The organism is Citrobacter sp. Cpo071 (assembly GCF_030332765.1).
Taxonomy (GTDB): Bacteria; Pseudomonadota; Gammaproteobacteria; order Enterobacterales; family Enterobacteriaceae; genus Citrobacter; species Citrobacter portucalensis.
Map to the genome: position 1 here is coordinate 217,553 of NZ_JAOWHE010000085.1, position 26,937 is coordinate 244,489.

Here is a 26,937-nt window from a genome sequence, read left to right on the forward strand (position 1 = left end):
GCGATGATTATCTATTTACACGGTTTTGACTCTAACAGCCCGGGCAACCATGAGAAGGTGTTGCAGCTGCAATTCATCGACCCGGATGTCAGGCTGATTAGCTACAGTACGCGGCATCCTAAACATGATATGCAGCATCTGCTGAAAGAAGTGGACAAAATGCTGCAGCTGAATGTGGATGACCGTCCGCTGATTTGTGGTGTGGGGCTCGGGGGATATTGGGCTGAACGGATTGGTTTCCTGTGTGATATTCGTCAGGTAGTGTTTAATCCCAACCTGTTCCCGTATGAGAACATGGAAGGCAAAATCGACAGACCTGAGGAGTATGCAGATATCGCGACAAAATGCGTGACCAATTTCCGCGAAAAGAATCGCGATCGCTGCCTGGTGATCCTGTCACGTCATGATGAAGCGCTTAATAGTCAGCGTTCGTCGGAAGAGCTGCATCATTTTTACGAGATAGTCTGGGACGAAGAGCAGACGCATAAGTTTACGAATATCTCTCCGCATTTGCAGCGCATCAAAGCGTTCAAGACGTTAGGTTAATTCTTATTGAGTGTGTAAAAAACCAGCCATCGGGCTGGTTTTTTTGTTCTTAAAGTTCCGGTTGTCTATCTTTTCAGCATCAAAACTTGATACATATCAATTTTGGTATGACCAATGCACCGTTCGTGTTATTCTCACTCTCGAAGAACATTTTCATTGCCGTAACTTGTTGTTAATTAAAGGCTATGCTCATAACTTTTAATTAACAATTGGTTAATAAATTTGAGGGGGTCACGTTGACTACACCATTGAAAAGGATCGTGATTGTCGGCGGCGGTGCTGGCGGACTGGAAATGGCGACGCAGCTGGGTAAAAAACTCGGGCGTAAGAAAAAGGCCAAAATCACACTGGTAGACAGAAACCACAGTCACTTGTGGAAACCGTTACTGCATGAAGTGGCGACGGGTTCACTGGACGAAGGTGTGGATGCGCTGAGTTATCTGGCACATGCCCGTAACCATGGCTTCCAGTTCCAGTTAGGCTCGGTGGTGGATATCGATCGTGAAGCGAAGACCATTACTCTTGCTGAGCTGCGCGATGAGAAGGGTGAGCTGCTGGTTCCTGAGCGTAAAGTGCCGTATGACACGCTGGTGATGGCGTTGGGCAGTACGTCCAACGATTTCAACACCCCTGGCGTGAAAGAAAACTGCATTTTCCTCGATAACCCGCATCAGGCGCGTCGTTTCCACCAGGAGATGCTGAATCTGTTCCTGAAGTATTCCGCGAATCTGGGCGCTAACGGAAAAGTGAATATCGCCATTGTGGGCGGCGGTGCGACGGGTGTAGAACTCTCCGCTGAGCTGCACAATGCGGTAAAACAACTGCACAGCTATGGTTACAAAGGGCTGACCAATGACGCGCTGAACGTTACGCTGGTCGAAGCCGGTGAGCGTATTCTGCCTGCGTTGCCGCCGCGTATTTCCGGTGCTGCGCATAATGAGTTAACCAAACTGGGCGTACGCGTACTGACCCAGACGATGGTAACCAGCGCTGACGAAGGGGGACTGCACACCAAAGATGGCGAATACATTAAAGCCGATCTGATGGTGTGGGCGGCGGGTATCAAAGCGCCAGACTTTATGAAAGACATTGGCGGTCTGGAAACGAACCGTATTAACCAACTGGTGGTTGAGCCAACTCTGCAGAGCACGCGCGATCCTGATGTGTACGCGATTGGCGACTGCGCTTCCTGCGCTCGCCCGGAAGGCGGTTTTGTGCCTCCGCGCGCTCAGGCAGCACACCAGATGGCGACCTGCGCGATGAACAATATTCTGGCACAGATGAACGGTAAGCCGCTGAAAGCGTATCAGTACAAAGATCACGGCTCTCTGGTCTCGCTCTCTAACTTCTCTACCGTGGGTAGCCTGATGGGCAACCTGACCCGTGGTTCGATGATGGTGGAAGGACGTATTGCGCGCTTTGTGTACATCTCACTGTACCGCATGCACCAGATTGCTTTGCACGGCTACTTCAAAACCGGGCTGATGATGCTGGTCGGCAGTATCAACCGGGTGATTCGCCCGCGTCTGAAACTGCATTAATATCGACCTGTGGCGTCGGATGATTTTACGCATCCGACGCCTTCCTTCAGAGTTGTCTGAATCATTCCGCTTTCGCTCCACCTCCCGCTATTTTCATCCGTAATCTGATTGGCATTCCTTACCTTCTGTTGCAAAGTTGTTGCTAATAGCAAAAAAGGAGGTAGTCCCGTGAATAAATCAATGTTGGCGGGTATAGGGATTGGCGTAGCTGCTGCGCTGGGTGTTGCAGCGGTGGCCAGTCTGAACGTTTTCGAGCGTGGCCCACAGTATGCGCAAGTTGTCTCTGCAACACCGATTAAAGAGTCGGTAAAAACACCGCGTCAGGAGTGCCGGAACGTAACGGTCACCCACCGCAAGCCGGTACAAGATGAAAACCGTATCGCGGGTTCCGTACTGGGCGCGGTTGCGGGTGGTGTTATTGGGCATCAGTTTGGCGGTGGACGTGGTAAAGATATTGCTACCGTGGCCGGTGCTTTAGGCGGCGGCTATGCAGGTAACCAGATTCAGGGTTCGATGCAGGAAAACGATACTTACACCACCACGCAGCAGCGTTGTAAAACGGTGTATGACAAATCTGAAAAGATGCTGGGCTACGACGTGACGTACAAAATTGGCGATCAGCAGGGGAAAATCCGTATGGATAAGGACCCCGGCGCGCAAATTCCGTTGGATAACAACGGACAGTTGGTACTGAATAACAAAGCGTAAAATAGCATTATCCTGAACATTAGCCCCCCATTCGCTCAGGCTGGGGGGCTTTTTTTATCAGAAGGTTAAGGCGTAGTTCAGACCAAAAGTACGACCCCGGCCCTTGTATTCATACAGTGACGGGCTGCCGTAGGTTGGGCTATACAGCAGTGGCGCACGTTGTCCCCACAGTGTGGTGTACTCTTCATTCAGCAGGTTTTCCACGCTGAAGGTCAGCTTACCCAACGGGAGCTGATAGCTGCCGATAAAGTCCATCGTGTTATAGCCATCCAGCTTGTTACCGCTGGCGTCGGTCAGATCAAATGTTTGCTGGCTCTGTACGCACAAGATCCACGGTTCTGGTGCCCAGCCGACCCACGCGGTTGCTTTGGACGGTGAGGCCAGCGTGACATCCCATTTTTGCCATTTACCGTTCTGTTTCACTTCCGATTTAATGACGTTGAAGTTGCCACCCAGGCTCCAGTCCGTGTCCGCAATGAAATAATCCACCGCACCTTCAACGCCATAAATGCGGCGATCGTCGGGCTGAACGTTAATGGTCATATCGCTGCGGTTGATAACGATCGATTTATCTGAAGTCGAGTAGTAAGCGGCCAGTTGCGTGCGCAGACTATCGCCGGTGTAGCGCCACCCCAGTTCGTACGAGTTAACTTTAATCCCTTCCAGACGTGAATCCGCCACGTTGACGCTGCGCTGGAGCTGGTAATGATCGCCAACCAGCGAATAGGTACCGTTACCGTAATATTTCCCTGGGTCCGGAAGCTCCACGCCCTGAGAAAAGTTAAACCACGTTTGCTGACGGTCGGTCAGGTGGGCAAGGATACCGGCGTTGAACAGGAAATTATCGTAATCGGTTTTGCCGCCCGGAATAGTATCGGCAGAGTTCGCAAGCCCGGTCGCGATTCCCTGCTGTTGAGCATAGCCAACGAAATCATCAACCCTGTTTTCGGTCCACTGATAGCGCACGCCGCCGCTGAGGGTAAAAATGTCGTTAATGTCATAGCTGTTTTGCAGGAAAGGCGCGAAGTTGGTGATGCTGTAACCGGGGTAACGCCCGGTGGTATAAGCGGTACGGTTGTCCATGCCGCCGGAGGGCAGGGACCAGGCCAGATCGAAGAATTTCTGATTGGAGTCGAAGGTTTCGTGATCGGCATCGACACCCCACGTCAGCTCCCAGTTATCCATCAACTGGCTGTTGAGGGTAATTTTGGCACCAAACTGGTCGGTGTCCTGCTGTGATGCGGAGAAACTGGTGACTTTGCCTTTGCTGAGCGTAGGGAAGGGGTAGAATTTCAGCGATTCGTCACGATAATAGATTTGGCTGACCAGGTTCTGGCCAAAAAAATCCGCATCTGAATATTGCAGGCTAATAAGATGACGTTCGGTGCCGGGAATACGATCGGAATTCAGTCCGCTGCTGGTGTATGCTTTGCCGTTTCCGGTCACGGCGGACATGTTCTCGCCGAGATCCAGCCCGTAATCGTCATCCCCCTGACTTTTATAGTACTGCGTAACCAGTTGCAACTGACGGTTGTCGTCAAGTTCAATCGTCCCGGTGCCCATGACGTCCAGGCGATCGGAGTGCTGTAGCCCGGTTTGGGTGTTATCGAGCAGCAGGGCATCGTGATTACCGTCATACCAGCCGCCAAATCGTTGATACGCGACGGACATACGCCCGGAAGCGCGATCGGTTCCGCCACTCACCGCCGCGGCAACGCGTTCATCATGATCGTTGCTATTGTTGAAGCCGCTTTTGCTCCCCAGTTCGAGTTCTACTTCACGCTCCGGCTGACCTTTTTTGGTGACAATGTTGATTAATCCGCCGGTACTGCCACCGCCATAAAGAGAGGTTGCGCCTGAAATGACTTCAATATGCGCAATGTTAAATGGGTCAATGGAGTCAAGCTGACGGCTGTCGGTTCGCGAGGAGTTCAGACGGACGCCGTCAATTAGCACGACAATGGCGCGACCGCGCATGTTCATGCCGTAGTTTGTGCGTCCCTGGCTACTAACATCGATTCCTGGGATTAGCTGAGCAAGAACATCCTTGAACTCTTTTCCTCCCTGAACCTGTTGTTCAATCTCGCTTCCTTCAATAACCCAGGTCGTTTGCGCCATTTCTGCCACGGTGCGCTGGCTACGGTTGGCGCTGACGATGAGGTTCTCTTCCTCAGCCGCAACAGCGGGTAGAGTTAAAGATAACAGAAGAGGATTGAGCACCCAGAGACGCTTATGCATTTGTATTCCTTTTAAAAGAGTCGGTCTGTTTTTGTTATAGCGGTAGAGAAACCGATGGTTACATTATGAAACAGGTATTAAAACAAATGCGAATATTGCTGATAATAATTGTCGTTATCAATACTTTTTACAAAAAATGATCGGGTAACATGATGAAAACAATGAGAAATGTAGGGACAATGTAACGGGAATCTAACCGGGGGCTTTATCAGCTCCCGGTGGTGTGAGTAAAGCGGGGGAATTGCGGGAAAGGGTTAAGCTTTGACGAGTTCGGGCCACAGCCGCAGGGTTGTGTGTGCGATCTGCATCAGTTTTTCAAACGTTGCGCCTTCACGGGCGCTGATCGACATACCTTGTAAAATACAGTTCAGGTATTCGGCCAGTTTTTGCACGTCGCAATGGGCCGGAATTTCGCCTCGTTGCTGGCGCTGGTGAAGGAACTGGGTAAGCGTCTGTTCCTGCATTGCATGGCGGGATTTCACCGTGTGTGCAATATCGCGGGAAGAGGCTGCCAGCGTCGCAGAAGTATTAATCATGAAACATCCCGCCGGGGTGTCCTTGCTGGTAAAGCAGGTCGCTATAGCGGTGAAATAGTCTTCCAGTGCGGACTCAAGGCTTTTTTCTTCACAAAACAGCTGGGCTTCGTGTTTCGCCGCAAAGCGGGTGATGTAGCGGTCCAGTACGGCACGGAACAACCCTTCTTTATTGGTGAACTCCGCATACAGCGTGGGCGCTTTTGCGCCGGTGGCTTCCACGAGATCGGCGAGCGAGGTCGCTTCATATCCGTGCTGCCAGAAGAGTGTCATGGCCTTATCAAGCGCGGCTTCCCTGTCGAACACTTTTGGTCGGCCACGGCTTTTTTTTGCACAACCTGTCGTTTCAGTTGTCATGGCGCCGATGTACCTTTGTTGGGTTTATTGAATAACCATTATAAAAATATTCGACTGCACACTCCAGCGGATTCACGATAAAAATAATTTATAGCTATTAGCATGAAAAATAAGACCTTTATATTTTATATAACGATCATTATAAAAAAATGTTGACGTGTGACCTGGATCACATCTATGATTTACCTATCGATCGTTAAGTTAATCTTTTCGACACCTATTCATCTGCTAAAGGTCACTATCATGAAAAACGTAAAAACACTGTTTGTCGCTGCTGTTCTTAGCTCACTGTCATTTGCAAGCTTTGCCGCTGTTGAAGTTCAGTCCACTCCTGCGGGCCAAGAGAAAGTCGGTACTATTTCTGCGAATGCGGGGACTAACTTAGGTTCTCTGGAAGATCAACTGGCGCAGAAAGCCGATGAGATGGGTGCGAAGTCTTTCCGTATTACTTCCGTTACCGGTCCTAACACTCTTCACGGAACTGCTGTTATCTACAAATAAGATTTAACCCATCGCAATGCCACTGCGAGTTAAATAAAAAACCCCCGCGGAATAAAATCCAGCGGGGGTTTTTTTATACGCTACGTTTACAGCGGTTGTTGAGCAACATCATGATGACGAGTCACATCGACCGGCATGCCAGAGCGAATCTCCATCGCATGATCCATGACGGCGGTATCTGTTTGCGCCGCATTTTTAAATGTCTGCATGGACGCGTTCAGCACGATCGGCAGCAGTTGCGGGTCGTCATTGATTTTTTCGGACAGCGGTTGGTGTACTTCCACCAGGCGCACGCCGTTAGGCTCAACGGATGCTTTGATCGGCGTATTGATAATATTGACCTTAGTTCCGGGCGTTACCTGACGGAACAGGGTTTCTATATCACCGTCGCGCAGACGAATACAGCCGGAACTGACGCGCATTCCGATGCCAAAATCAGCATTTGTACCGTGCAACAGGTACACGCCGCCGTATGCCGCTAAGCGAATCGCATGATGGCCCATCGGGTTATCCGGACCGGCAGGCACAACGGCAGGCAGGTCAATCCCGTTTGCTTTGTATCGCGCGCGGATATTTGCCGTCGGCGTCCAGGTGGGGTTGGCGCGTTTATCAGAGATGGTGGTTACCATCGTAGGCGTCAGCGTGTCACCACCTAACTGGCCAATACCAATAGGATACACGGTCACCGAATTGGTCCCCGGCTGGTAATAATAAAGACGCAGTTCGGCGAGGTTGATAACAATACCTTCGCGCGGGGCATCAGGTAGCAGAGTTTGTAACGGGATCGTCAAAACGCTGCCCGGACGTGGTACGTAAGGGTCAACGCCAGGGTTGGCCTGCAGCAGCGCGAGAAAGCCGACATTGTACTTTTTCGCAATCGCTTCCAGAGAACCGCCATTGTCTTCAACAACGTGAACGGCATTCTGACCCACCAGACGGCTTCCCGGTGGCGGCAGCGGCCAGGTGTTTGCCTGAGCCGGAAGTGCTAACGCGAATGTCGCTGCAAGCGTAAAAAACGCGAGCCAGCGAGAGAGTCGTTTATTGTTTAACATCACCATAAATCCATTGTTTTTACGTGGTTTTTATTATGTAAAAGTAAACGAGAATTATGGCTGTTTGCTGTGTCGGGAAGTGCAGGGAAGTGCAAAGAGTTTGTAAATTCATCAGGCCGGGTGAGTGGTGTGCTCACCCGGCCTGTTCACTATGCTTATGCTACGGCGTTTTCTTCAAGCTGACGCATAAACTGGCGGACCCAGTCGATCCGCGTTTTACGCTCGCTCAACTCCTGCATGAATTTCAGCCGGGTTGGACCGTCCAGACGGAAGTGCTGCGGCTGCTTTTGCAGTAAACCAATCAGCCAGACCGGGTTGACGTGGTTTTTCTCGGCAAATTCAATGGTACCGCCTTTTTCATTGCCTTCGAGCTTTCTGATCCCCAGTTTCTGCGCCTGCTGGCGTAAACGGGCGATATCCAGCAGCGTACGAGCCGGGTCGGGCAGCAAGCCAAAACGGTCTATCAGCTCAACCTTAATTTCTTCCAGTTCGTTTTCGCCTTTCGCGCTGGCAATGCGCTTGTAGAACGACAGTCGGGTGTTTACATCCGGGATATAGTCATCCGGCAGCAGAGACGGCATGCGCAGTTCAACTTCGGTTTGCTGGCTGGTGAGATCTTCCAGTGACGGTTCACGCCCTTCTTTGAGCGCATCGACCGCGTTTTCCAGCAGTTCCATATACAGTGAGAAGCCGATGCTTTCCATGGAACCACTCTGATCTTCACCCAGTAATTCCCCGGCGCCGCGAATTTCGAGGTCGTGGGTCGCCAGCGCAAAACCTGCACCCAAATCTTCCAGCGAGGCGATGGCTTCCAGACGTTTTTGCGCGTCGGTGGTCATCGCTTTCGGATGCGGCGTCAGCAGCCAGGCGTAAGCCTGGTGGTGAGAACGTCCCACACGACCGCGCAACTGGTGTAATTGCGCTAAACCGAAGTGATCCGCTCGTTCGATGATGATGGTGTTAGCGGTGGGGATGTCGATCCCGGTTTCGATAATGGTGGTACACACCAGCACGTTAAAACGCTGATGGTGGAAATCGTTCATCACGCGTTCCAGTTCGCGCTCGCGCATTTGTCCGTGACCGATACCAATACGCGCTTCCGGCACCAGTTCTGCTAATCTGTCAGCGGTTTTCTGAATGTTTTCGACGTCGTTAAACAGATAATAAACTTGTCCCCCGCGCAGAACTTCACGCAGGATCGCCTCGCGTACCACCAGGTTGTCGTATTCGCGCACGAAGGTTTTGACCGCCAGACGACGAGCGGGCGGCGTGGCGATAATCGACAGATCGCGCATGCCGCTCATTGCCATATTGAGCGTACGTGGAATAGGCGTTGCTGTCAGGGTCAGAATATCGACATCTGCGCGCATCGCCTTGATGCGTTCTTTGTGGCGCACGCCGAAACGGTGCTCTTCATCGACAATCAGCAGACCCAGATCTTTTAACTTCACATCCGCTTGCAGCAGTTTGTGCGTGCCGATGAGAATATCAATTTTTCCCTCGGCAACTTGCTCCAGAATCTGCGCTTGCTCTTTGGCGCTACGGAAACGGGACAACATCTCAATGCGTACCGGCCAGTTGGCAAAGCGGTCGCGGAAGTTGTCGAAGTGCTGCTGTGCGAGCAGGGTGGTCGGCACCAGCACGGCAACCTGCTTGTGGTTCTCTACGGCGAGAAAGGCCGCGCGCATCGCGACTTCGGTTTTACCAAAGCCGACGTCGCCGCAGACCAGGCGGTCCATGGCCAGCGGTTGACACATATCGCTGAGTACCGCGTTAATCGCCTGCGCCTGGTCAGGCGTGGTTTCAAACGGGAAGCTGTCGCAAAACAGCTGGTACTGTTCACGGTCGTGTTTAAAGGCAAAGCCTTCTTTCGCCGCGCGCTGGGCATAAATATCCAGCAGCTCTGCCGCAACATCGCGCACCTTCTCAGCGGCTTTCTGTCGGGCACGTGACCAGGCATCGCCGCCAAGTTTATGCAGCGGCGCATTCTCTTCTGCGCCACCTGCATAGCGGCTGATGAGATGCAGTGACGACACCGGCACGTACAGTTTGGCGTCGTTGGCATAGGTGAGCATCAGATATTCACCGGTTATGCCGCCCGCTTCCAGCGTGGTCATACCGGCATAACGACCCACGCCATGCTCCAGATGCACCACCGGCTGACCGGGATGCAGCTCTGCGAGGTTACGAATTAAGGTATCCGGGTTGATGGTGCGACGAGAATCCTGGCGGCGGCGCGCCACGCGTTCCCCAAGCAGATCGCTTTCACAAATCAGCGCCAGATTGCGTTTGCTATCGATGAAGCCGTGCTCAGCTGCGCCAATCATCAGATAACGACCGTTATCTACGGCTTCATCGAGTCGCAATATCCGCTTCGGCGCCACTTTGATACGGGCGAGCAGTTCGCCAAGTGCTTCACGGCGGCCTTCACTTTCCACCGAGAAAATCACCGGACCGGTGAAGCCTTCAAGGAATTTACGTAACGCATCTAACGGCGCTTTTTGCTGTGCCTGAACGGCGATATCCGGCAGCTTCTGGAACCCGAGGTTAGTATTCGCTGCTTTGTTCGCCAGACTCTCGGTTTTCAGTTGAACGCGCGGCCAGCGTTTAAGTTCAGAAAACAGCTCATCAACCCGCAGCCACAGCGATTCCGGCGGCAGAAGCGGGCGCATCGGATCAACACCGCGATTTCCAAAGCGCGACAGGGTATCGGCCTGGAAGCGTTCTGCGCTGGTCTCGATATCACCGGTATTCACCAATAACGTATTGGCGGGGAAGTAGCTGAACAGCGGCGGCAGCGGCTCGCTGAAAAACAGCGGTTGCCAGTATTCAATACCCGCAGGTAACGTGCCTTTGCTGACCTGCTGGTAAATATGTTCGGCGTCGCGTTTCACCTCAAAGGTATCGCGCCACTGGCTACGGAATAGTTCGATGGCCGTTTTGTCAGTCGGGAATTCGTGTGCGGGAAGCAAATTAATGGCATCGACTTCTTCCAGCGTGCGCTGGGTGTCGGTATCAAACAGACGCAGGCTGTCGATTTCGTCATCAAAGAAATCCAGACGATAAGGCAACTCGCTGCCCATCGGGAACAAATCCAACAACGCGCCGCGCGTGGCATATTCGCCGTGTTCCATGACCTGATCAACATGGCGATAGCCCGCACTGTCCAGCTGTTCACGCAGAGCATCACGTGAAAGTCGTTGGCCCTTTTTCATGACCAGCGCATGACCGTGCAGATAGCTGTGCGGACAAACGCGCTGCATCAGTGTATTTACCGGAACGATCAGCACGCCGCGCTGCATGGCAGGCAGCTGATACAGCGTGGAGAGCCGCGAGGAGATAATCTCCTGATGGGGAGAAAAGCTGTCGTAGGGTAGCGTTTCCCAGTCGGCCAGGTTCATCACCATCTGGTCAGTAAACTGACGAATTTCATCATGCAAACGCAGCGCATTTTGCATGTCCGGCGCGATCAGGACCACTGGACCCGCGTGATGTTCGGCGATTTCGGCGACCAGCGTTGCGCAGGCGGCACCGGTAAGCTCACCTAACTGGCGCTGATCGCCAGCTTTCGCCGGGAGCGTGTAACGATGTTGTTCAGGCATTCGGTTGTCAGGATCTCGTTTAGATATACATCTGATAAGCAATGTTCTTTATTATCCGTGATCGTTTCTCATAAGCAAATTGATTCGCCCCCTGATGGGGGCAAAAGCGCGTAGGGGTTAGCGCGAGACAGCCGATAAAGAAGGCGGGGAAAAGAGCAGGTCGGCCACTGTTTTTTGTGAAATTTTCCGTACCAACAGGCCAAACAAGGTGCACAGTAGCAGGCAGGCGAACGGATACACCAGCAGCAGGGCCAGCTCCGCATATGCAGGCCAGGCGGTATGATTGATTTTGGGGATTAGCGTTAAGCTGAACAGCTCAACCAGAATACGGTGGGTGGTGTAGATGGCGATGGTATTGGCACCAATCACGCTTAACGGGCCGGACTCACGCATACCAAAGCGCAGCTCAAATTGATAAAACAGCTTCATGATCAGCACAATGGAAAGCAGAGAAAGTAATAGTGAGACATTTGCCAGCCACGCGACGACGGCGGCGATTGCGCTAACCAGAACAATGACCGCATGGCGGCGCAGGGGCACCTCCTTGATCCATACCATCAGCGTTGCGCCAAACCATGCACCGAGGCTGTACCAGGGCAGATTGCGAATCACGCTGTTCATTCCCCACCACGGCGTCGGGACAAAATTGATCGCCACGCTCAGCACCACAAATAACGCCAACAGCGGCACCGCCCAGCGGCTGAAAATTTTACACAGAACAAAATAGACAATCAGCGCGTACAGATACCACAAGCTGGTACTGGCGGTCAGCATTCCGTGGGTAAAACCCGCGATCGAATCGGCATAAGCGGCGTTGGCAGCATGGCTCAGATCGCGCTGTGGGGCCAGCCAGTTATTGAGCGCGACTAACGCCAGCCATTGCACCACTCCCCAAAGCACCAGCACCCAGGCAATGCTCCAGATCCGCTTATCCACGCAGGTGGGCCACGGGACGCTATCAATGTAGCGACGGATCAGATACCCAGAAATAAAGAAAAAGACCGGCATGCGAAACGGCGCCAGGTACAAATTGAGGTAAATCCAGCATTTGCTCAGCAGCTCTGAAAGCGGATGCTGAAAAGTAGTGAGGTGCGGGTAAAACGTGATTACCGAGTGGTAAATCACCACCAGACAAATACATAACCCTTTGATTTGATTAATCCATAGTTCTTTTTTCTTCATCGAGACGGCGTATCCATATTGTTGGCTATAGCCTGCCATCCTGCGCAACCCGTTGTGCGCTGTAATGCGTAACTGTCTGCATTTTGTTTTTTTAAGATAAAGATCAGGGACCCGGGCTGAAGGGTAGAGGGACAACTTTAGCGAATTGATTTATTTATACTTTTAGGAATAGTGCTGACGAACACTTACGGTTCAGTCATTTACCCATTCCGCTTTCGCTTATATACTCGTGACTTTGCTAACAGCAACCAGACGGATTTCATGTACCAACCTGTCGCTCTATTCATCGGCCTGCGTTATATGCGTGGGCGTGCAGCAGATCGCTTCGGTCGCTTCGTTTCCTGGCTCTCCACCATAGGCATTACTCTCGGGGTAATGGCGCTGGTCACGGTGTTGTCGGTGATGAACGGTTTCGAGCGCGAGCTGCAAAACAATATTCTTGGCCTGATGCCTCAGGCCGTACTCTCGTCTGAACAGGGTTCCCTCAACCCGCAACAACTGCCGGAAAAAGCGGTGGTGTTGAACGGCGTCAACCGCGTTGCACCCATAACTACGGGAGATGTGGTGCTGCAAAGTGCGCGTAGCGTGGCGGTCGGCGTGATGCTCGGTATCGATCCGGCGCAAAAAGATCCGTTAACGCCGTATCTGGTCAATGTGAAGCAAACAGATCTGCAACCGGGTAAGTATAATGTCATCCTCGGCGAGCAGCTTGCCGGGCAGTTGGGCGTGAACCGTGGCGATCAAATCCGTGTGATGGTGCCCTCGGCCAGCCAGTTTACGCCGATGGGGCGTTTGCCGAGCCAGCGTTTGTTTACGGTGATTGGCACTTTCGCCGCCAACAGCGAAGTCGATGGCTACCAGATGCTGACCAACATTCAGGATGCCTCGCGTCTGATGCGCTATCCGGTGGGTAATATCACTGGCTGGCGTCTGTGGCTGAACGAACCGTTAAAAGTTGACACGCTGAGCCAGCAAACGCTGCCGCAGGGCACCAAATGGCAGGACTGGCGCGAGCGCAAAGGGGAACTGTTCCAGGCCGTGCGCATGGAAAAGAACATGATGGGGCTGCTGCTTAGCCTGATCGTGGCGGTGGCGGCTTTTAATATTATTACCTCGCTGGGTCTGATGGTAATGGAGAAGCAAGGGGAAGTGGCGATTTTACAAACGCAGGGGCTAACGCCGCGGCAGATAATGATGGTGTTTATGGTTCAGGGGGCCAGTGCCGGGGTGATTGGCGCGCTGCTGGGCGCTGTACTGGGTGCATTGCTCGCCAGCCAACTGAACAATCTGATGCCAATTATTGGTGTGCTGCTGGATGGCGCTGCGCTGCCGGTCGCTATCGAGCCGCTGCAGGTTATCGCCATTGCGCTGGTGGCGATGGCCATCGCGCTGCTGTCTACGCTTTATCCTTCCTGGCGCGCTGCCGCCACTCAACCCGCTGAGGCTTTACGTTATGAATAAGATCCTGTTGCAATGCGACAACCTGTGCAAACGCTATCAGGAAGGCACTGTGCAGACCGATGTACTGCACGATGTCAGTTTTTGCGTCGGCGAAGGTGAGATGATGGCGATTGTCGGCAGCTCAGGCTCCGGCAAGAGTACGTTGCTGCATCTGTTAGGTGGGTTGGATACCCCGACTTCCGGCGACGTCATTTTTAGCGGTCAGCCAATGAGCAAGCTCTCGTCGGCGGCGAAAGCGGAACTGCGCAATCAGAAGCTGGGCTTTATTTACCAGTTCCACCATTTGCTGCCGGATTTTACCGCGCTGGAAAACGTAGCGATGCCGCTGCTGATCGGCAAGAAAAAACCGGCTGAAATCACCGAGCGCGCACGGGATATGCTGAAAGCGGTAGGGCTGGATCATCGTGCCAGTCATCGCCCGTCTGAACTGTCTGGCGGCGAACGCCAGCGGGTGGCCATCGCGCGTGCGCTGGTGAATAACCCGCGCCTGGTTCTGGCAGATGAGCCAACGGGTAACCTGGATGCGCGTAACGCGGACAGCATTTTCGAGCTTCTGGGCGAGCTGAACCGCTCTCAGGGCACGGCATTTCTGGTGGTGACGCACGATCTGCAACTGGCGAAGCGGATGAGTCGCCAGCTTGAAATGCGCGATGGTCGCCTGACGGCTGAACTGAGCCTGATGGGAGCTGAGTAATGGCTTCGCCTTTATCGTTATTGATTGGTCTGCGCTTTAGCCGTGGTCGGCGGCGCGGCGGTATGGTTTCGTTGATTTCGGTGATATCTACCGTTGGCATCGCGTTGGGTGTGGCGGTGTTGATCGTCGGTTTAAGTGCCATGAACGGATTTGAGCGTGAGCTGAACAACCGTATTCTGGCCGTAGTCCCACACGGAGAGATTGAAGCCGTAAATCAGCCGTGGAATAACTGGCAGGAAGCGCTCGACAAGGTACAAAAAGTGCCGGGTATTGTCGCCGCGGCGCCTTATATCAACTTTACCGGACTGGTGGAGAGCGGGGCGAACTTACGCGCGGTGCAGGTGAAGGGCGTAGACCCGAAACAGGAACAGCGTTTAAGCGCGCTGCCATCCTTTGTGCAAAACCACGCCTGGGATAATTTTAAAGCCGGTGAACAACAAATCATCATTGGTAAGGGTATTGCCGATGCGCTGAAGGTGAAGCAGGGTGACTGGGTGTCGATTATGATCCCTAACGCCAGTGCGGATCATAAGCTACAGCAGCCTAAACGCGTGCGTTTGCACGTGACGGGGATCCTGCAACTGAGCGGTCAGCTCGATCACAGCTTTGCCATGATCCCAATGGAAGATGCGCAGCAATATCTTGATATGGGAACCAGCGTTTCCGGGATCGCGCTGAAGGTTAACGACGTGTTTAACGCCAATAAGCTGGTGCGAGACGCGGGTGAAGTCACCAATAACTATGTTTACATCAAGAGCTGGATCGGCACCTACGGCTATATGTACCGCGATATTCAGATGATCCGCGCCATTATGTATCTGGCTATGGTGCTGGTTATTGGCGTGGCCTGTTTTAATATCGTTTCCACGTTAGTGATGGCGGTAAAAGACAAAAGCGGCGATATTGCGGTATTAAGAACCCTCGGGGCGAAAGATGGGTTGATCCGTGCCATTTTTGTCTGGTACGGCCTGCTGGCGGGTCTGTTCGGTAGCCTGATAGGCGTCGTCATCGGGGTGGTTGTGTCGTTGCAACTGACGCCGATCATAAACGGGATTGAGGCGCTTATCGGCCATCAGTTCCTGTCCGGCGATATCTATTTCATTGACTTCCTGCCATCGGAATTACACTGGCTGGATGTGATTTACGTGCTGGTGACAGCACTCGTGCTGAGTCTTTTGGCAAGTTGGTATCCGGCGCGTCGCGCCAGCAATATTGATCCTGCGAGAGTACTTAGCGGCCAATAACAACAATAATACACGACAGCATTCATGCTGCATCAAGGCGTAGCCAACGTAGAGGCATCTTGAAGGATGACGTGTATCAAGGAGCGGTGATGTATTACGGATTTGACATCGGCGGGACCAAAATTGCGCTGGGCGTGTTTGATAAGCAACGTCGTCTGCAATGGGAAACTCGCGTTCCTACGCCTCGCGACAGCTACGACGCTTTCCTTGATGCGGTCTGCAATCTGGTGACGGAAGCGGATCAGCGGTTCGGCATCAAAGGTTCGGTAGGCATCGGCATTCCGGGCATGCCGGAAACCGAAGACGGCACGCTGTACGCGGCCAATGTTCCTGCCGCAAGTGGCAAACCGCTCCGCGCCGATCTCAGCGCTCGCCTTGACCGCGATGTGCGTCTGGATAACGATGCGAACTGTTTTGCTCTCTCCGAAGCCTGGGATGACGAGTTCACCCAATATCCGCTGGTGATGGGGTTGATCCTCGGTACGGGCGTCGGCGGCGGCCTGGTGCTTAATGGGAAATCCATCACCGGACGCAGCTATATCACCGGTGAGTTTGGTCATATTCGTTTGCCGGTCGATGCGCTGACGCTGATGGGCTTTGATTTCCCGCTGCGCCGCTGCGGATGCGGTCAACTGGGATGCATCGAAAGCTATCTTTCCGGCGGTGGATTTGCGTGGTTGTATCAGCATTACTACCATCAACCGCTGGATGCCCGCGAAATCATCGCGCTGTGGGAGCAGGGTGACGAACACGCGCGTGCCCACGTTGAACGCTATCTGGATTTGCTGGCAGTGTGTCTTGGGAATATCCTGACTATCGTCGATCCTGATTTGGTGGTGATTGGCGGAGGCTTGTCGAATTTTACCGCTATTACGACGCAACTGGCGGATCGACTGCCACGTCATTTGCTGCCGGTTGCCCGGGTACCGCGTATTGAGCAGGCACGGCACGGTGATGCCGGCGGGATGCGCGGGGCTGCTTTCCTACATCTTACCGATTAATACAAAGAGGTTGTTATGCTGTCGCGTCGGGGTCATCGGTTAAGCCGCTTTCGTAAAAATAAACGCCATTTGCGCGATCGCCTGCGTCAACGAATCTTTTTCAGAGACAGAGTGGTGCCTGAATTGATGGAAAAACCAAGAGTGCTGGTACTGACTGGAGCGGGAATCTCCGCTGAGTCAGGAATTCGAACATTCCGCGCGGCGGATGGTCTCTGGGAAGAACATCGGGTAGAAGACGTTGCGACTCCGGAAGGATTTAGTCGGAACCCGGAACTGGTTCAGTCGTTTTATAACGCCCGTCGCCATCAGTTGCAGCAGCCTGAAATCCAACCCAACGCGGCGCATATCGCACTGGCAAAACTCGAAGCCGAGCTGGGCGATCGTTTTTTACTGGTGACACAGAACATTGATAACCTGCATGAGCGTGCGGGCAGCCAGAACGTTATCCATATGCACGGCGAGCTGCTCAAAGTTCGCTGTTCGCAAAGCGGGCAGATTCTGGAATGGACGGGCGATGTGACACCGGAAGATAAATGTCATTGCTGCCAGTTTCCGGCACCGCTGCGACCACACGTAGTGTGGTTTGGTGAAATGCCGCTGGGTATGGATGAAATTTATATGGCGCTGGCAATGGCAGATGTGTTCATTGCGATTGGCACATCGGGACATGTTTATCCGGCAGCGGGTTTTGTGCATGAGGCGCGGCTGCATGGGGCACATACGGTAGAACTCAATCTCGAACCGAGCCAGGTAGGCAGTGAGTTTGAAGAGAAGTATTACGGTCCGGCAAGCCAGGTAGTGCCTGAGTTCGTTGAGAAGTTATTGAAAGGGCTGTAACGGCTATCCGGATAATACTGTTTAAGCCTGTACAAGCTGGCGGTCCTCACGCAGGGCCGCCATAATCAAAAATCCAACGATGTAAAAACAACAGATCAGCCCCAGTGCGCTCAGCCACATGGGTAGTCGGGTAATGTAAACCAGGCTGCACGAGATAATCACCAGAATAATTCCGGTATACATGGGGTGCGCAATCCAGGCAAAAATGCCGCGCGTAACCCTTTTTGCACGAGGTAAATAGTAGCCTGTCCATGTGTGGCTCTCCCCCAAATCCCATTTTCCTTTGATGACCAGCGCGTTACCTACGATCGCCAAAATCAGACATCCCCACTCCACCGGACCAATCTGATGACTGAAAAACAGGCTATAACCAAAAACCAGGATCGGTATTAAAAAGGTGAGCCGTAGCAGGCGGGTTGCGGTGACAGGCAGCAAAGGACGAGCGTTTACCGGCTGCTTACGTGGGAGAATCACCAGCGTAAATACGATCAGATTAGCCAACTCAAGTAGCAGCCAGAGCGTTGTCATTGGAAGCCTCAGAAGCCGGCCTGGAATACTGTAAGCATAGCCAGAAACTGGGGAGCGGGAATCAGCCGAAAGGCGTAAAAAGTAGGGATTGGCAGGTAGCAACCCGGCGCAGCGACGCCTGCCGGGTTGCACGAGTATTAGCGTCCTGCTTTTAGCTTCTGATAATACTCTTCGTAGATAGCGCTGGCGGAACCGACATCGTTTTGCCATTCCCCTTTGTTGATGGTTTCCGCGTCAGGGTAGAGCGTTTTGTCGTTCGCGACCTCAGGACTTAACAGCTTGCGTGCTGCCAGGTTCGGCGTCGGGTAACCGATAGTTTCTGCGACTTCTTTCGCGACGTCCGGGCGCAGCAGGAAGTTAATCAGCTTCAGCGCACCTTCTTTGTTTTTCGCGTTAGCCGGAATAGACAGGCTGTCCATCCAGAAAATGCCACCTTCTTTCGGCCATACTACTTCCAACGGTGTGCCCGCCTGACGCGCAACATACGCGGAGCCGTTCCACACCATCCCCAGATTAACTTCGCCTTCCATATACGGGTTGGCCGGGTTGTCAGAGTTAAATGCCGCAACGTTAGGCATCAGCTTCTTCAACTCGTTATAGGCGGCTTCAATCTCTTTAGGATTGGTGGTATTGCCGGAATATCCCAGCTTGCGCAGCGCCATCTGGAACACTTCTCGCGCATCATCCGTTAACAGCAGACTGCCTTTGTACTCCGGCTTCCACAGATCGGCCCAACTGGTGACGGTTTTCGGATCGATAGCATCGCTGTTGACGCCAATGGCCGTTGCACCCCAGATATACGGGATGGAGTAGTCATTGTTTGGGTCAAACGGCTTGTTGAGCATTTCCGGATCGAGGTTGTGGAAGTTGGTCAACGTCGACTTGTCGATCTTCTGGATCATGCCTTCTTTACGCATTTTATCGACGTAATAGGTGGACGGGACCACCAAATCGTATGCGCCGTCTTTATAGGTTTTGAGCTTGGCGTACATGGTTTCATTCGACTCGTAGGTCGAATAGATAACCTTAATGCCGGTTTCTTTGGTGAACTGCTCCAGCAGCCCCGGTGGGACATACTCGGTCCAGTTATAGAAATAGAGCGTGTTGTTGTCATTCGCGTGAGCGGCGCTCATGCCCAGTGCCAGAGCACCCGCCGCGAGCAGGTGGCGTGACCATTTTTTCATCATTTAACGTCCCCTGAATTAAGGGCCTTAGCGGCCCTTGGTTTTATCACGTGCAATAAGCTGGCTGGCAATCACCATAACCAGCGACAGAACCAACAAAATGGTCGCCAGCGCGTTCACCTCTGGTGATACGCCGACTTTAACCATTGAGTAGATTTTTAATGGCAAAATTTCATAACCCGGTCCGGTGACGAAAGATGAAACAACAACATCATCCATCGACAGCGTAAAACTCAGCAACCAACCCGCAGCCACCGCAGGCATAGCCAGTGGCAGTATTATCTTGCGCAGAATAGTTACTTCGCTGGCACCCAAATCTTTAGCCGCCTCAAGCATGCGGACATCAAAACCTTTCAGGCGAGAGTAAACCGTCACCACCACAAAAGGCAGACAAAAAGTGATATGCGAGAACAGCAGCGACCAGAAGCCCAGTTGAATGCCGATCAGCATAAACAGCACCAGCAGAGATATTGCCATCACAATATCCGGCGACATCATCACCACGAACAGCATGCCACTGACGAACGGTTTACCGCGAAAACGGTAACGGTACAGCGCAACCGCAGTGAGTGAGCCGATCAAGGTGGCAAAGGTGGCGGATAGCACCGCCATCGTCAGCGAGTGCTGCGCCGCCTGCAACAGGCTGTCGTTATTCATCAGCAGGCCGTACCATTTAGTAGTAAAACCCTGCCAGTTGATGCCAAAGCGCGAACTGTTAAAGGAGTTCACAATCAGAATGATGATTGGAATATACAGATACGCGTAGATAGCGGTCATAAAACCGCCGCGAAGCAGTCGACCGATCATTCGAGTTCCACCTTCTTGTTCAGTAAGCGGGAGGCGCGCCAGTAGATCAGCAGCATCAGACCCATCACGATGGTCAGTGTAATGCTGGTGGCTGCACCAAACGGCCAGTCGCGGATGTTCAGGAACTGAACTTTAATTACGTTACCAATCAGCAGGTTTTTCGCGCCGCCCATTAAGTCGGAAACGTAAAACAGCCCCATTGCGGGCAGCATGACCAGCAGGCATCCGGCGATAATCCCCGGCATCGTTAACGGAATAATGATACGGGTGAAGGTCTGAAGCTTACTGGCGCCTAAATCGCGTGCGGCTTCCAGCAGCGGTTTATCGAGCTTTTCAATGCTGGAATAGAGCGGCATCACCATAAACGGCAGCAGGATGTATACCAGCCCGATAATCACCGCGCTGGGAGTAAACATAATGCGAATGGGTGTATCGATAACGCCGAGCCATAACAGAAACTCGTTGAGATAGCCTTTGGTACTGAGGAAAATTTTGAGTCCGTAGATGCGAATCAGAGAATTGGTCCAGAACGGAACAATCAGCAGGAACAGCAGCAGCGGGCGTACTTTTTCCGGCAGTTTCACCAAAAACCAGGCAAACGGGTAGCCGAGTACCAGACAGGCGAGCGTGGCAATCAGCGCCATATTGAGGGAGTGAACCAGTACCTCAAAATAGAGCGGATCGAGCAGGCGCGTATAGTTCTCCAGCGTAAAGACCATTTTGACGAAATTGGCGTCGTCACGGGTCAAAAAGCTGGTGCCGATGATCATCAGGTTGGGCAGAAAGACAAATAACACAAGCCAACCGACAATGGTGAAGATCACCACACTCTGGAATTTACTTGTGCTCTTCATCAGCCAGTACGACCTCCCAGCTTTCTACCCAGTTAATTGCCATTTTCTGGTCGAGCGAGTGGTCAAAGTCAGGATCGTCTTCGTTGAAGAATTCGCTGACCATCACCATCTTGCCATTTTCCAGTTCTACAACCGACTCCAGCGTCATGCCTTTGTAGTTGCGTTCGCGCACGTAGCCGATCAGGCCTTCGATATGATTATCATCATTGATTTCATCAACGCGCAAATCTTCAGGGCGTAACAGGACGTGCAGCTTTTGTCCAGGAACTACCGCGAAGTTGACATAAATATTGCACTCGCGGCCTTCAACGTTAGCACGAACACGCTGTTCATCCAGACGTTCAATCACCGTGGCGTTAAACATATTGATCTCACCGATAAACCCGGCGACAAACAGATTCTTTGGCTCTTCGTAGATTTCGCGCGGCGTACCGTCCTGCTCAATCTTACCATCGCGCATCACCACGATGCGGTCAGACATAGTCAGCGCTTCTTCCTGATCGTGTGTGACAAAGACAAAAGTGATACCAAGCTTACGCTGCAGTGCTTTCAGTTCATTCTGCATCTGCTTACGCAGTTTGTAGTCCAGCGCAGAGAGGGATTCATCTAACAAGAGTAAGCGGGGTTTGTTGACCACTGCTCGGGCAATCGCTACGCGCTGCTGCTGTCCGCCGGAAAGTTGATGCGGTTTTCGCTGGGCGAACTCTTCCAGTTGCACCATGCGCAGGGCTTCGGTAACGCGGGGAGAAATGTCGGCTGCGGGCGTTTTTTGCATGCGCAAACCAAAGGCCACATTTTCAAACACAGTCATGTGGGGGAATAGCGCATAGCTTTGGAAGACGGTATTCACGTAGCGATTTTCCGCTGGAACGTGAGTGATGTCCTCGTTGTCCAACAAAATATGACCGGAATCAACCGTTTCCAGACCGGCAATCAGGCGAAGAACGGTTGTTTTACCGCAGCCAGAGGGGCCAAGCAGCGTAAGAAACTCGCCATTATTGATGGTCAAATCCAGGCTGGAAATCACCTCTTTGCCATCGAAACTTTTGCGAATTCCCGCTAATTGCACCAGTGGAGAAAGCGAACGCGGTTGTTTATTCAATTTTTTACTCTGTCCCATGTAAACGCAACGGATGGCTGACCGATGCGGGGTTTGTGGTTAACCACCTTGATGACTCTTAATGAGGGCCGTTATTCTACGGCAAACCATTGTAATCGCCAATCCTTGTTGCGAATTACTGACTTAGCCCTATAGTCAGAGGGGATGTCAGGGCGAAATATTCTCACTTGCGGGGATAAAAGTGACCTGACGCAATATTTGTCTTTTGTTGCTTATTGATAATGTTGTCACAAAAAGTGAGGGTGACTGCATGGATAAACTACTTGAGCGTTTTTTACACTACGTGTCGCTGGACACCCAATCAAAATCGGGCGTGCGGCAGATACCCAGCACCGAAGGACAGTGGAAATTATTGCAACTGCTCAAACAACAGCTCGAAGAGATGGGGCTGGTTAATATTTCACTGAGCGAAAAAGGCACGCTGATGGCAACGTTACCCGCTAACGTTGCTGGTAATATTCCTGCGATCGGCTTTATTTCCCATGTGGATACCTCACCGGATTTCAGCGGTAAAAATGTCAATCCGCAAATCGTTGAAAACTATCGCGGTGGCGATATTGCGTTAGGCATTGGTGATGAAGTTTTATCGCCGGTGATGTTCCCGGTGCTGCATCAACTTCTGGGTCAGACGCTGATCACCACAGACGGTAAAACGTTGCTGGGCGCGGATGATAAAGCAGGCGTGGCGGAAATCATGACCGCGCTGGCTGTGCTTATCCAAAAAGATATTCCGCACGGTGATATCCGCGTAGCCTTTACGCCGGACGAAGAAGTGGGTAAAGGGGCGAAGCATTTTGATGTTGCGGCATTCGATGCGCAGTGGGCCTATACCGTTGACGGTGGTGGCGTAGGTGAGCTGGAGTTTGAAAACTTCAACGCCGCGTCGGTCAATATCAAAATTGTTGGCAACAATGTGCATCCCGGCACCGCAAAAGGGGTGATGGTGAATGCGCTGTCGCTGGCGGCGCGTATTCACGCTGAGGTCCCGGCAGATGAAAGCCCGGAGAAGACGGAAGGCTACGAAGGCTTTTATCATCTGGCGAGCATGAAAGGGACGGTCGATCGGGCGGATATGCACTACATTATTCGTGATTTTGACCGTAAGCAGTTTGAAGCGCGTAAACGCAAGATCATGGATATCGCCAAGAAGGTCGGCAAAGGGTTACACCCGGACTGCTATATCGAACTGGTGATTGAAGACAGTTACTACAATATGCGCGAAAAAGTGATTGAGCATCCGCACGTGCTGGATATCGCCCAGCAGGCGATGCGCGATTGCGATATTGAGCCGGTGCTGAAACCGATCCGTGGCGGCACTGATGGCGCACAGCTGTCATTTATGGGATTACCGTGTCCGAATCTGTTCACCGGCGGCTACAACTATCATGGCAAGCATGAGTTTGTAACCCTGGAAGGAATGGAAAAAGCGGTGCAGGTGATTGTGCGTATTGCTGAATTGGCCGCGAAACAAAAATAAAATATGTGTAGTTGCCGGATGGCGCTTTGCTTATCCGGCCTACAATATTTCACTCCAGTAGGCCTGATAAGACGCATGGCGTCGCATCAGGCACAGTCCGCATTACCCTTCGAAGAACCAGTACCCGCTGTTGACCAGCGCGGCAAGCATGGCAAGGAAAGAAGGATCTTCCAGCGCATCCTCAAAGTTCTCAGCCGTCAGCACAATATGACTGGCCAGCGCTTCCAGCGCAGGACGATGTGGCGAGTCAATTTTCTCACCGTTAGCGTAGACGTCGTCGCCAATGCGCAATACGCGCAACCCGCCCAGACGCACTAACACATCACCTTGTTTCAGGGCATCATAAATTTCGTCTGGCTGATACGGTGGCTCCGGCGGGGCAATATCAAGCTCATGACGAGACTGAGAAATAAACTCGCCAAACCACTGCTGGAAATGTTCTGGCTGATTAATCAGGCCCAGCATCATTTCGCGCAGCTTGTCCATTTCCTGCGGCAGAACATCTGCCGGATGATCGCGCGGTGGCAGATCAGGATCGCTGTAATAGGTGCTGCCCAGTTCGCGTTGTAAAACGTAATCGGCGAAGCCGCTGATCAGCTCGCGAGTGTTTGGCGCACGGAAGCCAACCGAATAGTTCATCGCGTTTTCTAACGCATAGCCTTCGTGCGGGAATCCCGGTGGAATGTACAGGATATCGCCGGGTTCCAGCTCTTCATCGATGATAGCTTCAAACGGGTCGACCTGAAGGAGATCCGGGTGAGGGCAGTGCTGCTTCAACTGCAGCTTTTCGCCTACGCGCCAGCGACGACGACCGGTTCCCTGAATGATAAATACATCGTACTGATCCAGGTGCGGGCCAACGCCGCCACCGGGTACAGAGAAAGAAATCATCAGATCGTCGATACGCCAGTCCGGTAATTCACGGAACGGGTGCATCAGCGCGGCGGTAGGTTCGTGCCAGTGGTTGACCGCCTGCACCAGCAAAGACCAGTTGTTCTCGCCAAGATGGTCGTAGCTTTCGAAGGGACCATGGCTAACCTGCCATTTACCATCCTGATGGCTGACGAGTCGGCTGTCGACTTCACTTTCCATTGCCAGTCCAGCCAGTTCGTCAGGAGAAAGAGGATCAATAAAGTTATTAAACCCGCGTTTTAAGACCACCGGGCGTTTCTGCCAGTGGCGTTCAAGAAAATCGGGCCAATTAAGTGTGAGTTGGTATTCCATAGTGAGCATCCCGCAGGCTGGTATCTGCAACCGATTATAACGGATACTTAACCTCAAGCGTGAAGTCAGTACATATTTATTACATGCGATGATTACTCGTCTTTCTGGCCCGGCTGCTGGCGGCCAAAAATAACTTCCATGCGCGCACCACCCAGCAGGCTATCACCAGCAATAATCTGCCCGTCATACTGTTCGGTGATTTCTCGCGCCACCGCCAGACCGACGCCTTGTCCTGGACGTAGCGTATCTACGCGCTGTCCGCGGTCAAACACCACTTCCCGTTTGCTTTGCGGAATACCAGGACCATCGTCTTCGACCAGAATATGCAGCTGATCCTCAGACAGTTGCGCCGAAATCTCGACAAACTCCAGACAATATTTACAGGCGTTATCCAAGACGTTGCCCAATACCTCGACAAAATCATTCTGTTCGCCCACAAAGCTGATCTCAGGTGAGATATCGAGATTAATGTTGACCCCTTTACGCTGATACACTTTATTCAGCGCCGAGGTGAGCTTATCCAGCAACGGCGCGACCGGGTGCAGCTCGCGGCTGAGTAGGGCACTGCTGCCACGCATACTGGCGCGATGCAGGTAATAGCCTATCTGTTGGGAAATACGGCTGATTTGTTCCAGCATGATAGGCTCTGCGTCGCTGACGTTCATCTTTTCATTACGCATTGAGCGCAACGTACTTTGCAGTACCGCCAGTGGCGTTTTCAGGCTATGAGTGAGATCGGTTAACGTGGTGCGGTATTTATCGTAGCGCTCACGTTCGCTTTTTAAAAGTCGATTGAGATTACGAACCAGGCTGGTCAATTCGCGTGTGGTGGCGGGGTTTAGCATCTCACGATGATGTTCCTCAAGCTCACGGACTTCACGCGCCAGTGATTCAATCGGTCGCAGGCTCCACCACGCAGCCACCCATAACAGCGGAATGACCAGCAACAGATTGGCGACCAGCACATAAATAAACCAGCTCCAGACCATATACGAGCGCTTTAGCTCTATAGGAATAGTGTCGACAACTACAATGGTCAGTTGCGGCATTCTGGCTGTGGCGGGGTAGACGTTCACCGCCACGGAGTGGGTCATTTCGGCGTCGTCATCATCTTCTCTGACTTCTTTTAACTGCTGCTGAGCGGAGTGATCTTCGCCCAGTAAAGTGCTGGTGGCGTCTACATTGGCTTCAATTTCATGAAAACCGTTCGTTTTTAGCCAGTCCGGTTGGATACTTTTCGTCAGCCAGGGAACATTGCGCTGAGCCCACAACAACTCACCGCTTTCGTTATAGATCAGCGACATTGTTGGGCTTTGCATATCGAGATTTTCAGGCAACTCGACGTTTATCTTGCCGTTTTCCCACTTTGCCAGGGTATAGAACAGATTACTTTCACCCCGCAGCAGGCGAAACGTTGTCTTATCAAAGCTGACGCTGTAGCCCACCAGAGCAACCATGCCGTAGGCCAGCGAGAGCACTAATACAACGCCTGCGGTTGCCAGTAAAAAGCGCAACCGTAGCGATAGCGGGAAAAAATGACGCAATAGTTTATTCATTAGCGCAGTTCAAAAAGATATCCCTGACCACGCACGGTGGTGATGACGTCGTCCGGATATTGCGCCTGAATTTTCTTACGCAGACGTCCCATTAGAACATCAATGGTGTGACTTTCGCGCAGCTCGGCATCCGGGTAAAGCTGCAGCATGAGCGAATCTTTACTGACCACTTTGCCATTATTACGGATGAGCGTTTCCATAATGGTGTATTCAAACGCAGTGAGCTTGATAACTTCATCATTGACGGATAACTCGCGTCGAGAGAGGTCCACCTGAAAAGGCGGAAGGGAGATAATTTGCGATGCCAGACCGCTGTTGCGGCGCATCAGTGCCTGCATGCGCGCAGCCACTTCTTCGATGTGAAACGGTTTGGTGACGTAATCGTCAGCACCGGCGCTGAGGACTTCCACTTTATCCTGCCAGCCTTCGCGTGCGGTTAATACCAGAATCGGCAGCGAAACCTCATTACTGCGCCAGCGGCGGATCAGCGACAAACCATCTTCATCGGGGAGTCCTAAATCAACGATCGCGATATCCGGCAGATGTTCATTCAGATAATAGTCCGCTTCCTTCGCATCTTCTGCATCATCCACCTGATGCCCTAAATCCTGTAACTGAACCTTGAGGTGGTGGCGTAATAAAGCATTATCCTCGACAACCAGTACGCGCATCATCGTTTCTCCCTAAAAT

General features: G+C 52.4%; 23 protein-coding genes. 10 read left to right on the forward strand and 13 right to left on the reverse strand.

Annotated features, from left to right (window positions below):
- Positions 1-3 precede the first annotated feature (3 nt).
- From ycfP to OGY09_RS18180, 3 genes are all read left to right on the forward strand, one after another.
- Complete coding sequence (gene ycfP / locus OGY09_RS18170) at positions 4-546, forward strand: alpha/beta hydrolase YcfP (RefSeq protein ID WP_032943020.1); 543 nt, start codon at positions 4-6, stop codon at positions 544-546.
- Positions 547-782: 236 nt separating this feature from the next.
- Positions 783-2,087: an NADH-quinone dehydrogenase gene (gene ndh, locus OGY09_RS18175; protein WP_003832263.1), complete on the forward strand. Its 1,305-nt coding sequence runs from the start codon at positions 783-785 to the stop codon at positions 2,085-2,087.
- 168 nt (positions 2,088-2,255) lie between these two features.
- A complete protein-coding gene (locus OGY09_RS18180; protein WP_003030814.1) occupies positions 2,256-2,795 on the forward strand; it encodes a glycine zipper 2TM domain-containing protein in 540 nt (179 codons plus the stop codon).
- 57 nt (positions 2,796-2,852) lie between these two features.
- Here the strand turns inward: OGY09_RS18180 and OGY09_RS18185 are convergent, their stop codons facing one another.
- Both OGY09_RS18185 and comR read right to left on the reverse strand, forming a co-directional pair.
- A complete protein-coding gene (locus OGY09_RS18185; RefSeq protein WP_275399028.1) occupies positions 2,853-5,033 on the reverse strand; it encodes a TonB-dependent siderophore receptor in 2,181 nt (726 codons plus the stop codon).
- Positions 5,034-5,287: 254 nt separating this feature from the next.
- Positions 5,288-5,923 carry a TetR family copper-responsive transcriptional repressor ComR gene (comR, locus tag OGY09_RS18190; RefSeq protein WP_008784432.1) on the reverse strand — a complete coding sequence of 212 codons (636 nt, stop codon included), beginning with the start codon at positions 5,921-5,923 and terminating at the stop codon, positions 5,288-5,290.
- A 243-nt stretch (positions 5,924-6,166) separates the two neighbouring features.
- Between comR and bhsA the strand changes: the two genes are divergently transcribed.
- On the forward strand, positions 6,167-6,424 hold the full coding sequence (gene bhsA / locus OGY09_RS18195) for a multiple stress resistance protein BhsA (protein ID WP_003030810.1): 258 nt from the start codon (positions 6,167-6,169) through the stop codon (positions 6,422-6,424).
- Between the two features lie 86 nt (positions 6,425-6,510).
- On the opposite strand, the gene ldtC is transcribed toward bhsA, so the two are convergent.
- The 3 genes from ldtC to OGY09_RS18210 form a co-directional block, all read right to left on the reverse strand.
- Positions 6,511-7,476: a L,D-transpeptidase LdtC gene (gene ldtC, locus OGY09_RS18200; protein WP_032944376.1), complete on the reverse strand. Its 966-nt coding sequence runs from the start codon at positions 7,474-7,476 to the stop codon at positions 6,511-6,513.
- A gap of 155 nt (positions 7,477-7,631) precedes the next feature.
- On the reverse strand, positions 7,632-11,078 hold the full coding sequence (gene mfd / locus OGY09_RS18205; RefSeq protein WP_032943023.1) for a transcription-repair coupling factor: 3,447 nt from the start codon (positions 11,076-11,078) through the stop codon (positions 7,632-7,634).
- A 117-nt stretch (positions 11,079-11,195) separates the two neighbouring features.
- A complete protein-coding gene (locus OGY09_RS18210; RefSeq protein WP_032943025.1) occupies positions 11,196-12,260 on the reverse strand; it encodes an acyltransferase family protein in 1,065 nt (354 codons plus the stop codon).
- A 261-nt stretch (positions 12,261-12,521) separates the two neighbouring features.
- Here OGY09_RS18210 and lolC point away from each other — a divergent pair, with 261 nt between their 5' ends.
- The 5 genes from lolC to cobB all read left to right on the forward strand — a co-directional run bounded on the left by lolC (position 12,522) and on the right by cobB (position 17,497).
- Complete coding sequence (gene lolC, locus OGY09_RS18215; RefSeq protein ID WP_032943027.1) at positions 12,522-13,721, forward strand: lipoprotein-releasing ABC transporter permease subunit LolC; 1,200 nt, start codon at positions 12,522-12,524, stop codon at positions 13,719-13,721.
- Positions 13,714-14,415, forward strand: coding sequence for a lipoprotein-releasing ABC transporter ATP-binding protein LolD (gene lolD, locus OGY09_RS18220; RefSeq protein ID WP_003832278.1), 702 nt, complete (start codon positions 13,714-13,716; stop codon positions 14,413-14,415). The genes lolC and lolD overlap by 8 nt, the downstream gene beginning before the upstream one ends.
- Complete coding sequence (lolE, locus tag OGY09_RS18225) at positions 14,415-15,659, forward strand: lipoprotein-releasing ABC transporter permease subunit LolE (protein ID WP_003030804.1); 1,245 nt, start codon at positions 14,415-14,417, stop codon at positions 15,657-15,659. Before lolD ends, lolE begins: the two co-directional genes overlap by 1 nt.
- Before the next feature lie 89 nt (positions 15,660-15,748).
- Entirely contained in the window at positions 15,749-16,660 is a 912-nt protein-coding gene (gene nagK, locus OGY09_RS18230; protein WP_020996481.1) for an N-acetylglucosamine kinase, read from the forward strand.
- 15 nt (positions 16,661-16,675) lie between these two features.
- Positions 16,676-17,497: a Sir2 family NAD+-dependent deacetylase gene (gene cobB, locus OGY09_RS18235; protein WP_003832281.1), complete on the forward strand. Its 822-nt coding sequence runs from the start codon at positions 16,676-16,678 to the stop codon at positions 17,495-17,497.
- Between the two features lie 21 nt (positions 17,498-17,518).
- Here cobB and OGY09_RS18240 read toward each other — a convergent pair whose 3' ends face one another.
- From OGY09_RS18240 to potA, 5 genes are all read right to left on the reverse strand, one after another.
- Complete coding sequence (locus OGY09_RS18240; protein ID WP_032943030.1) at positions 17,519-18,025, reverse strand: methyltransferase family protein; 507 nt, start codon at positions 18,023-18,025, stop codon at positions 17,519-17,521.
- A gap of 137 nt (positions 18,026-18,162) precedes the next feature.
- Positions 18,163-19,209 (reverse strand): spermidine/putrescine ABC transporter substrate-binding protein PotD, encoded by a 1,047-nt coding sequence (gene potD / locus OGY09_RS18245; RefSeq protein ID WP_032940124.1) that lies wholly within the window; start codon positions 19,207-19,209, stop codon positions 18,163-18,165.
- A gap of 27 nt (positions 19,210-19,236) precedes the next feature.
- Positions 19,237-20,016 carry a spermidine/putrescine ABC transporter permease PotC gene (gene potC, locus OGY09_RS18250; RefSeq protein ID WP_003030794.1) on the reverse strand — a complete coding sequence of 260 codons (780 nt, stop codon included), beginning with the start codon at positions 20,014-20,016 and terminating at the stop codon, positions 19,237-19,239.
- The gene (potB, locus tag OGY09_RS18255; protein ID WP_032943032.1) at positions 20,013-20,870 is read right to left on the reverse strand and encodes a spermidine/putrescine ABC transporter permease PotB; all 858 of its coding nucleotides are present in this window, start codon (positions 20,868-20,870) and stop codon (positions 20,013-20,015) included. Before potB ends, potC begins: the two co-directional genes overlap by 4 nt.
- Positions 20,854-21,990: a spermidine/putrescine ABC transporter ATP-binding protein PotA gene (gene potA / locus OGY09_RS18260; protein WP_003832287.1), complete on the reverse strand. Its 1,137-nt coding sequence runs from the start codon at positions 21,988-21,990 to the stop codon at positions 20,854-20,856. Before potA ends, potB begins: the two co-directional genes overlap by 17 nt.
- A gap of 250 nt (positions 21,991-22,240) precedes the next feature.
- Between potA and pepT the strand changes: the two genes are divergently transcribed.
- On the forward strand, positions 22,241-23,467 hold the full coding sequence (gene pepT / locus OGY09_RS18265; protein WP_032943033.1) for a peptidase T: 1,227 nt from the start codon (positions 22,241-22,243) through the stop codon (positions 23,465-23,467).
- Positions 23,468-23,569: 102 nt separating this feature from the next.
- Here pepT and roxA read toward each other — a convergent pair whose 3' ends face one another.
- The 3 genes from roxA to phoP form a co-directional block, all read right to left on the reverse strand.
- Positions 23,570-24,691 carry a [50S ribosomal protein L16]-arginine 3-hydroxylase gene (gene roxA / locus OGY09_RS18270; protein ID WP_032943034.1) on the reverse strand — a complete coding sequence of 374 codons (1,122 nt, stop codon included), beginning with the start codon at positions 24,689-24,691 and terminating at the stop codon, positions 23,570-23,572.
- A gap of 92 nt (positions 24,692-24,783) precedes the next feature.
- Positions 24,784-26,247: a two-component system sensor histidine kinase PhoQ gene (gene phoQ, locus OGY09_RS18275; RefSeq protein ID WP_008784442.1), complete on the reverse strand. Its 1,464-nt coding sequence runs from the start codon at positions 26,245-26,247 to the stop codon at positions 24,784-24,786.
- Positions 26,247-26,918: a two-component system response regulator PhoP gene (phoP, locus tag OGY09_RS18280; RefSeq protein WP_003846709.1), complete on the reverse strand. Its 672-nt coding sequence runs from the start codon at positions 26,916-26,918 to the stop codon at positions 26,247-26,249. The genes phoQ and phoP overlap by 1 nt, the downstream gene beginning before the upstream one ends.
- Positions 26,919-26,937: the final 19 nt, after the last annotated feature.

What these genes read in the sequence shown, in the direction of transcription:
- roxA (WP_032943034.1), bottom strand. Translation starts at nt 24,691, where the DNA reads ATGGAATACCAACTCACACTTAATTGGCCCGATTTTCTTGAACGCCAC.
- ycfP (WP_032943020.1), top strand. Translation starts at nt 4, where the DNA reads ATGATTATCTATTTACACGGTTTTGACTCTAACAGCCCGGGCAACCAT.
- phoQ (WP_008784442.1), bottom strand. Translation starts at nt 26,247, where the DNA reads ATGAATAAACTATTGCGTCATTTTTTCCCGCTATCGCTACGGTTGCGC.
- potA (WP_003832287.1), bottom strand. Translation starts at nt 21,990, where the DNA reads ATGGGACAGAGTAAAAAATTGAATAAACAACCGCGTTCGCTTTCTCCA.
- potC (WP_003030794.1), bottom strand. Translation starts at nt 20,016, where the DNA reads ATGATCGGTCGACTGCTTCGCGGCGGTTTTATGACCGCTATCTACGCG.
- comR (WP_008784432.1), bottom strand. Translation starts at nt 5,923, where the DNA reads ATGACAACTGAAACGACAGGTTGTGCAAAAAAAAGCCGTGGCCGACCA.
- lolD (WP_003832278.1), top strand. Translation starts at nt 13,714, where the DNA reads ATGAATAAGATCCTGTTGCAATGCGACAACCTGTGCAAACGCTATCAG.
- potD (WP_032940124.1), bottom strand. Translation starts at nt 19,209, where the DNA reads ATGAAAAAATGGTCACGCCACCTGCTCGCGGCGGGTGCTCTGGCACTG.
- potB (WP_032943032.1), bottom strand. Translation starts at nt 20,870, where the DNA reads ATGAAGAGCACAAGTAAATTCCAGAGTGTGGTGATCTTCACCATTGTC.
- lolC (WP_032943027.1), top strand. Translation starts at nt 12,522, where the DNA reads ATGTACCAACCTGTCGCTCTATTCATCGGCCTGCGTTATATGCGTGGG.
- pepT (WP_032943033.1), top strand. Translation starts at nt 22,241, where the DNA reads ATGGATAAACTACTTGAGCGTTTTTTACACTACGTGTCGCTGGACACC.
- cobB (WP_003832281.1), top strand. Translation starts at nt 16,676, where the DNA reads ATGCTGTCGCGTCGGGGTCATCGGTTAAGCCGCTTTCGTAAAAATAAA.
- OGY09_RS18240 (WP_032943030.1), bottom strand. Translation starts at nt 18,025, where the DNA reads ATGACAACGCTCTGGCTGCTACTTGAGTTGGCTAATCTGATCGTATTT.
- phoP (WP_003846709.1), bottom strand. Translation starts at nt 26,918, where the DNA reads ATGCGCGTACTGGTTGTCGAGGATAATGCTTTATTACGCCACCACCTC.
- nagK (WP_020996481.1), top strand. Translation starts at nt 15,749, where the DNA reads ATGTATTACGGATTTGACATCGGCGGGACCAAAATTGCGCTGGGCGTG.
- mfd (WP_032943023.1), bottom strand. Translation starts at nt 11,078, where the DNA reads ATGCCTGAACAACATCGTTACACGCTCCCGGCGAAAGCTGGCGATCAG.
- lolE (WP_003030804.1), top strand. Translation starts at nt 14,415, where the DNA reads ATGGCTTCGCCTTTATCGTTATTGATTGGTCTGCGCTTTAGCCGTGGT.
- OGY09_RS18185 (WP_275399028.1), bottom strand. Translation starts at nt 5,033, where the DNA reads ATGCATAAGCGTCTCTGGGTGCTCAATCCTCTTCTGTTATCTTTAACT.
- OGY09_RS18210 (WP_032943025.1), bottom strand. Translation starts at nt 12,260, where the DNA reads ATGAAGAAAAAAGAACTATGGATTAATCAAATCAAAGGGTTATGTATT.
- bhsA (WP_003030810.1), top strand. Translation starts at nt 6,167, where the DNA reads ATGAAAAACGTAAAAACACTGTTTGTCGCTGCTGTTCTTAGCTCACTG.
- ldtC (WP_032944376.1), bottom strand. Translation starts at nt 7,476, where the DNA reads ATGTTAAACAATAAACGACTCTCTCGCTGGCTCGCGTTTTTTACGCTT.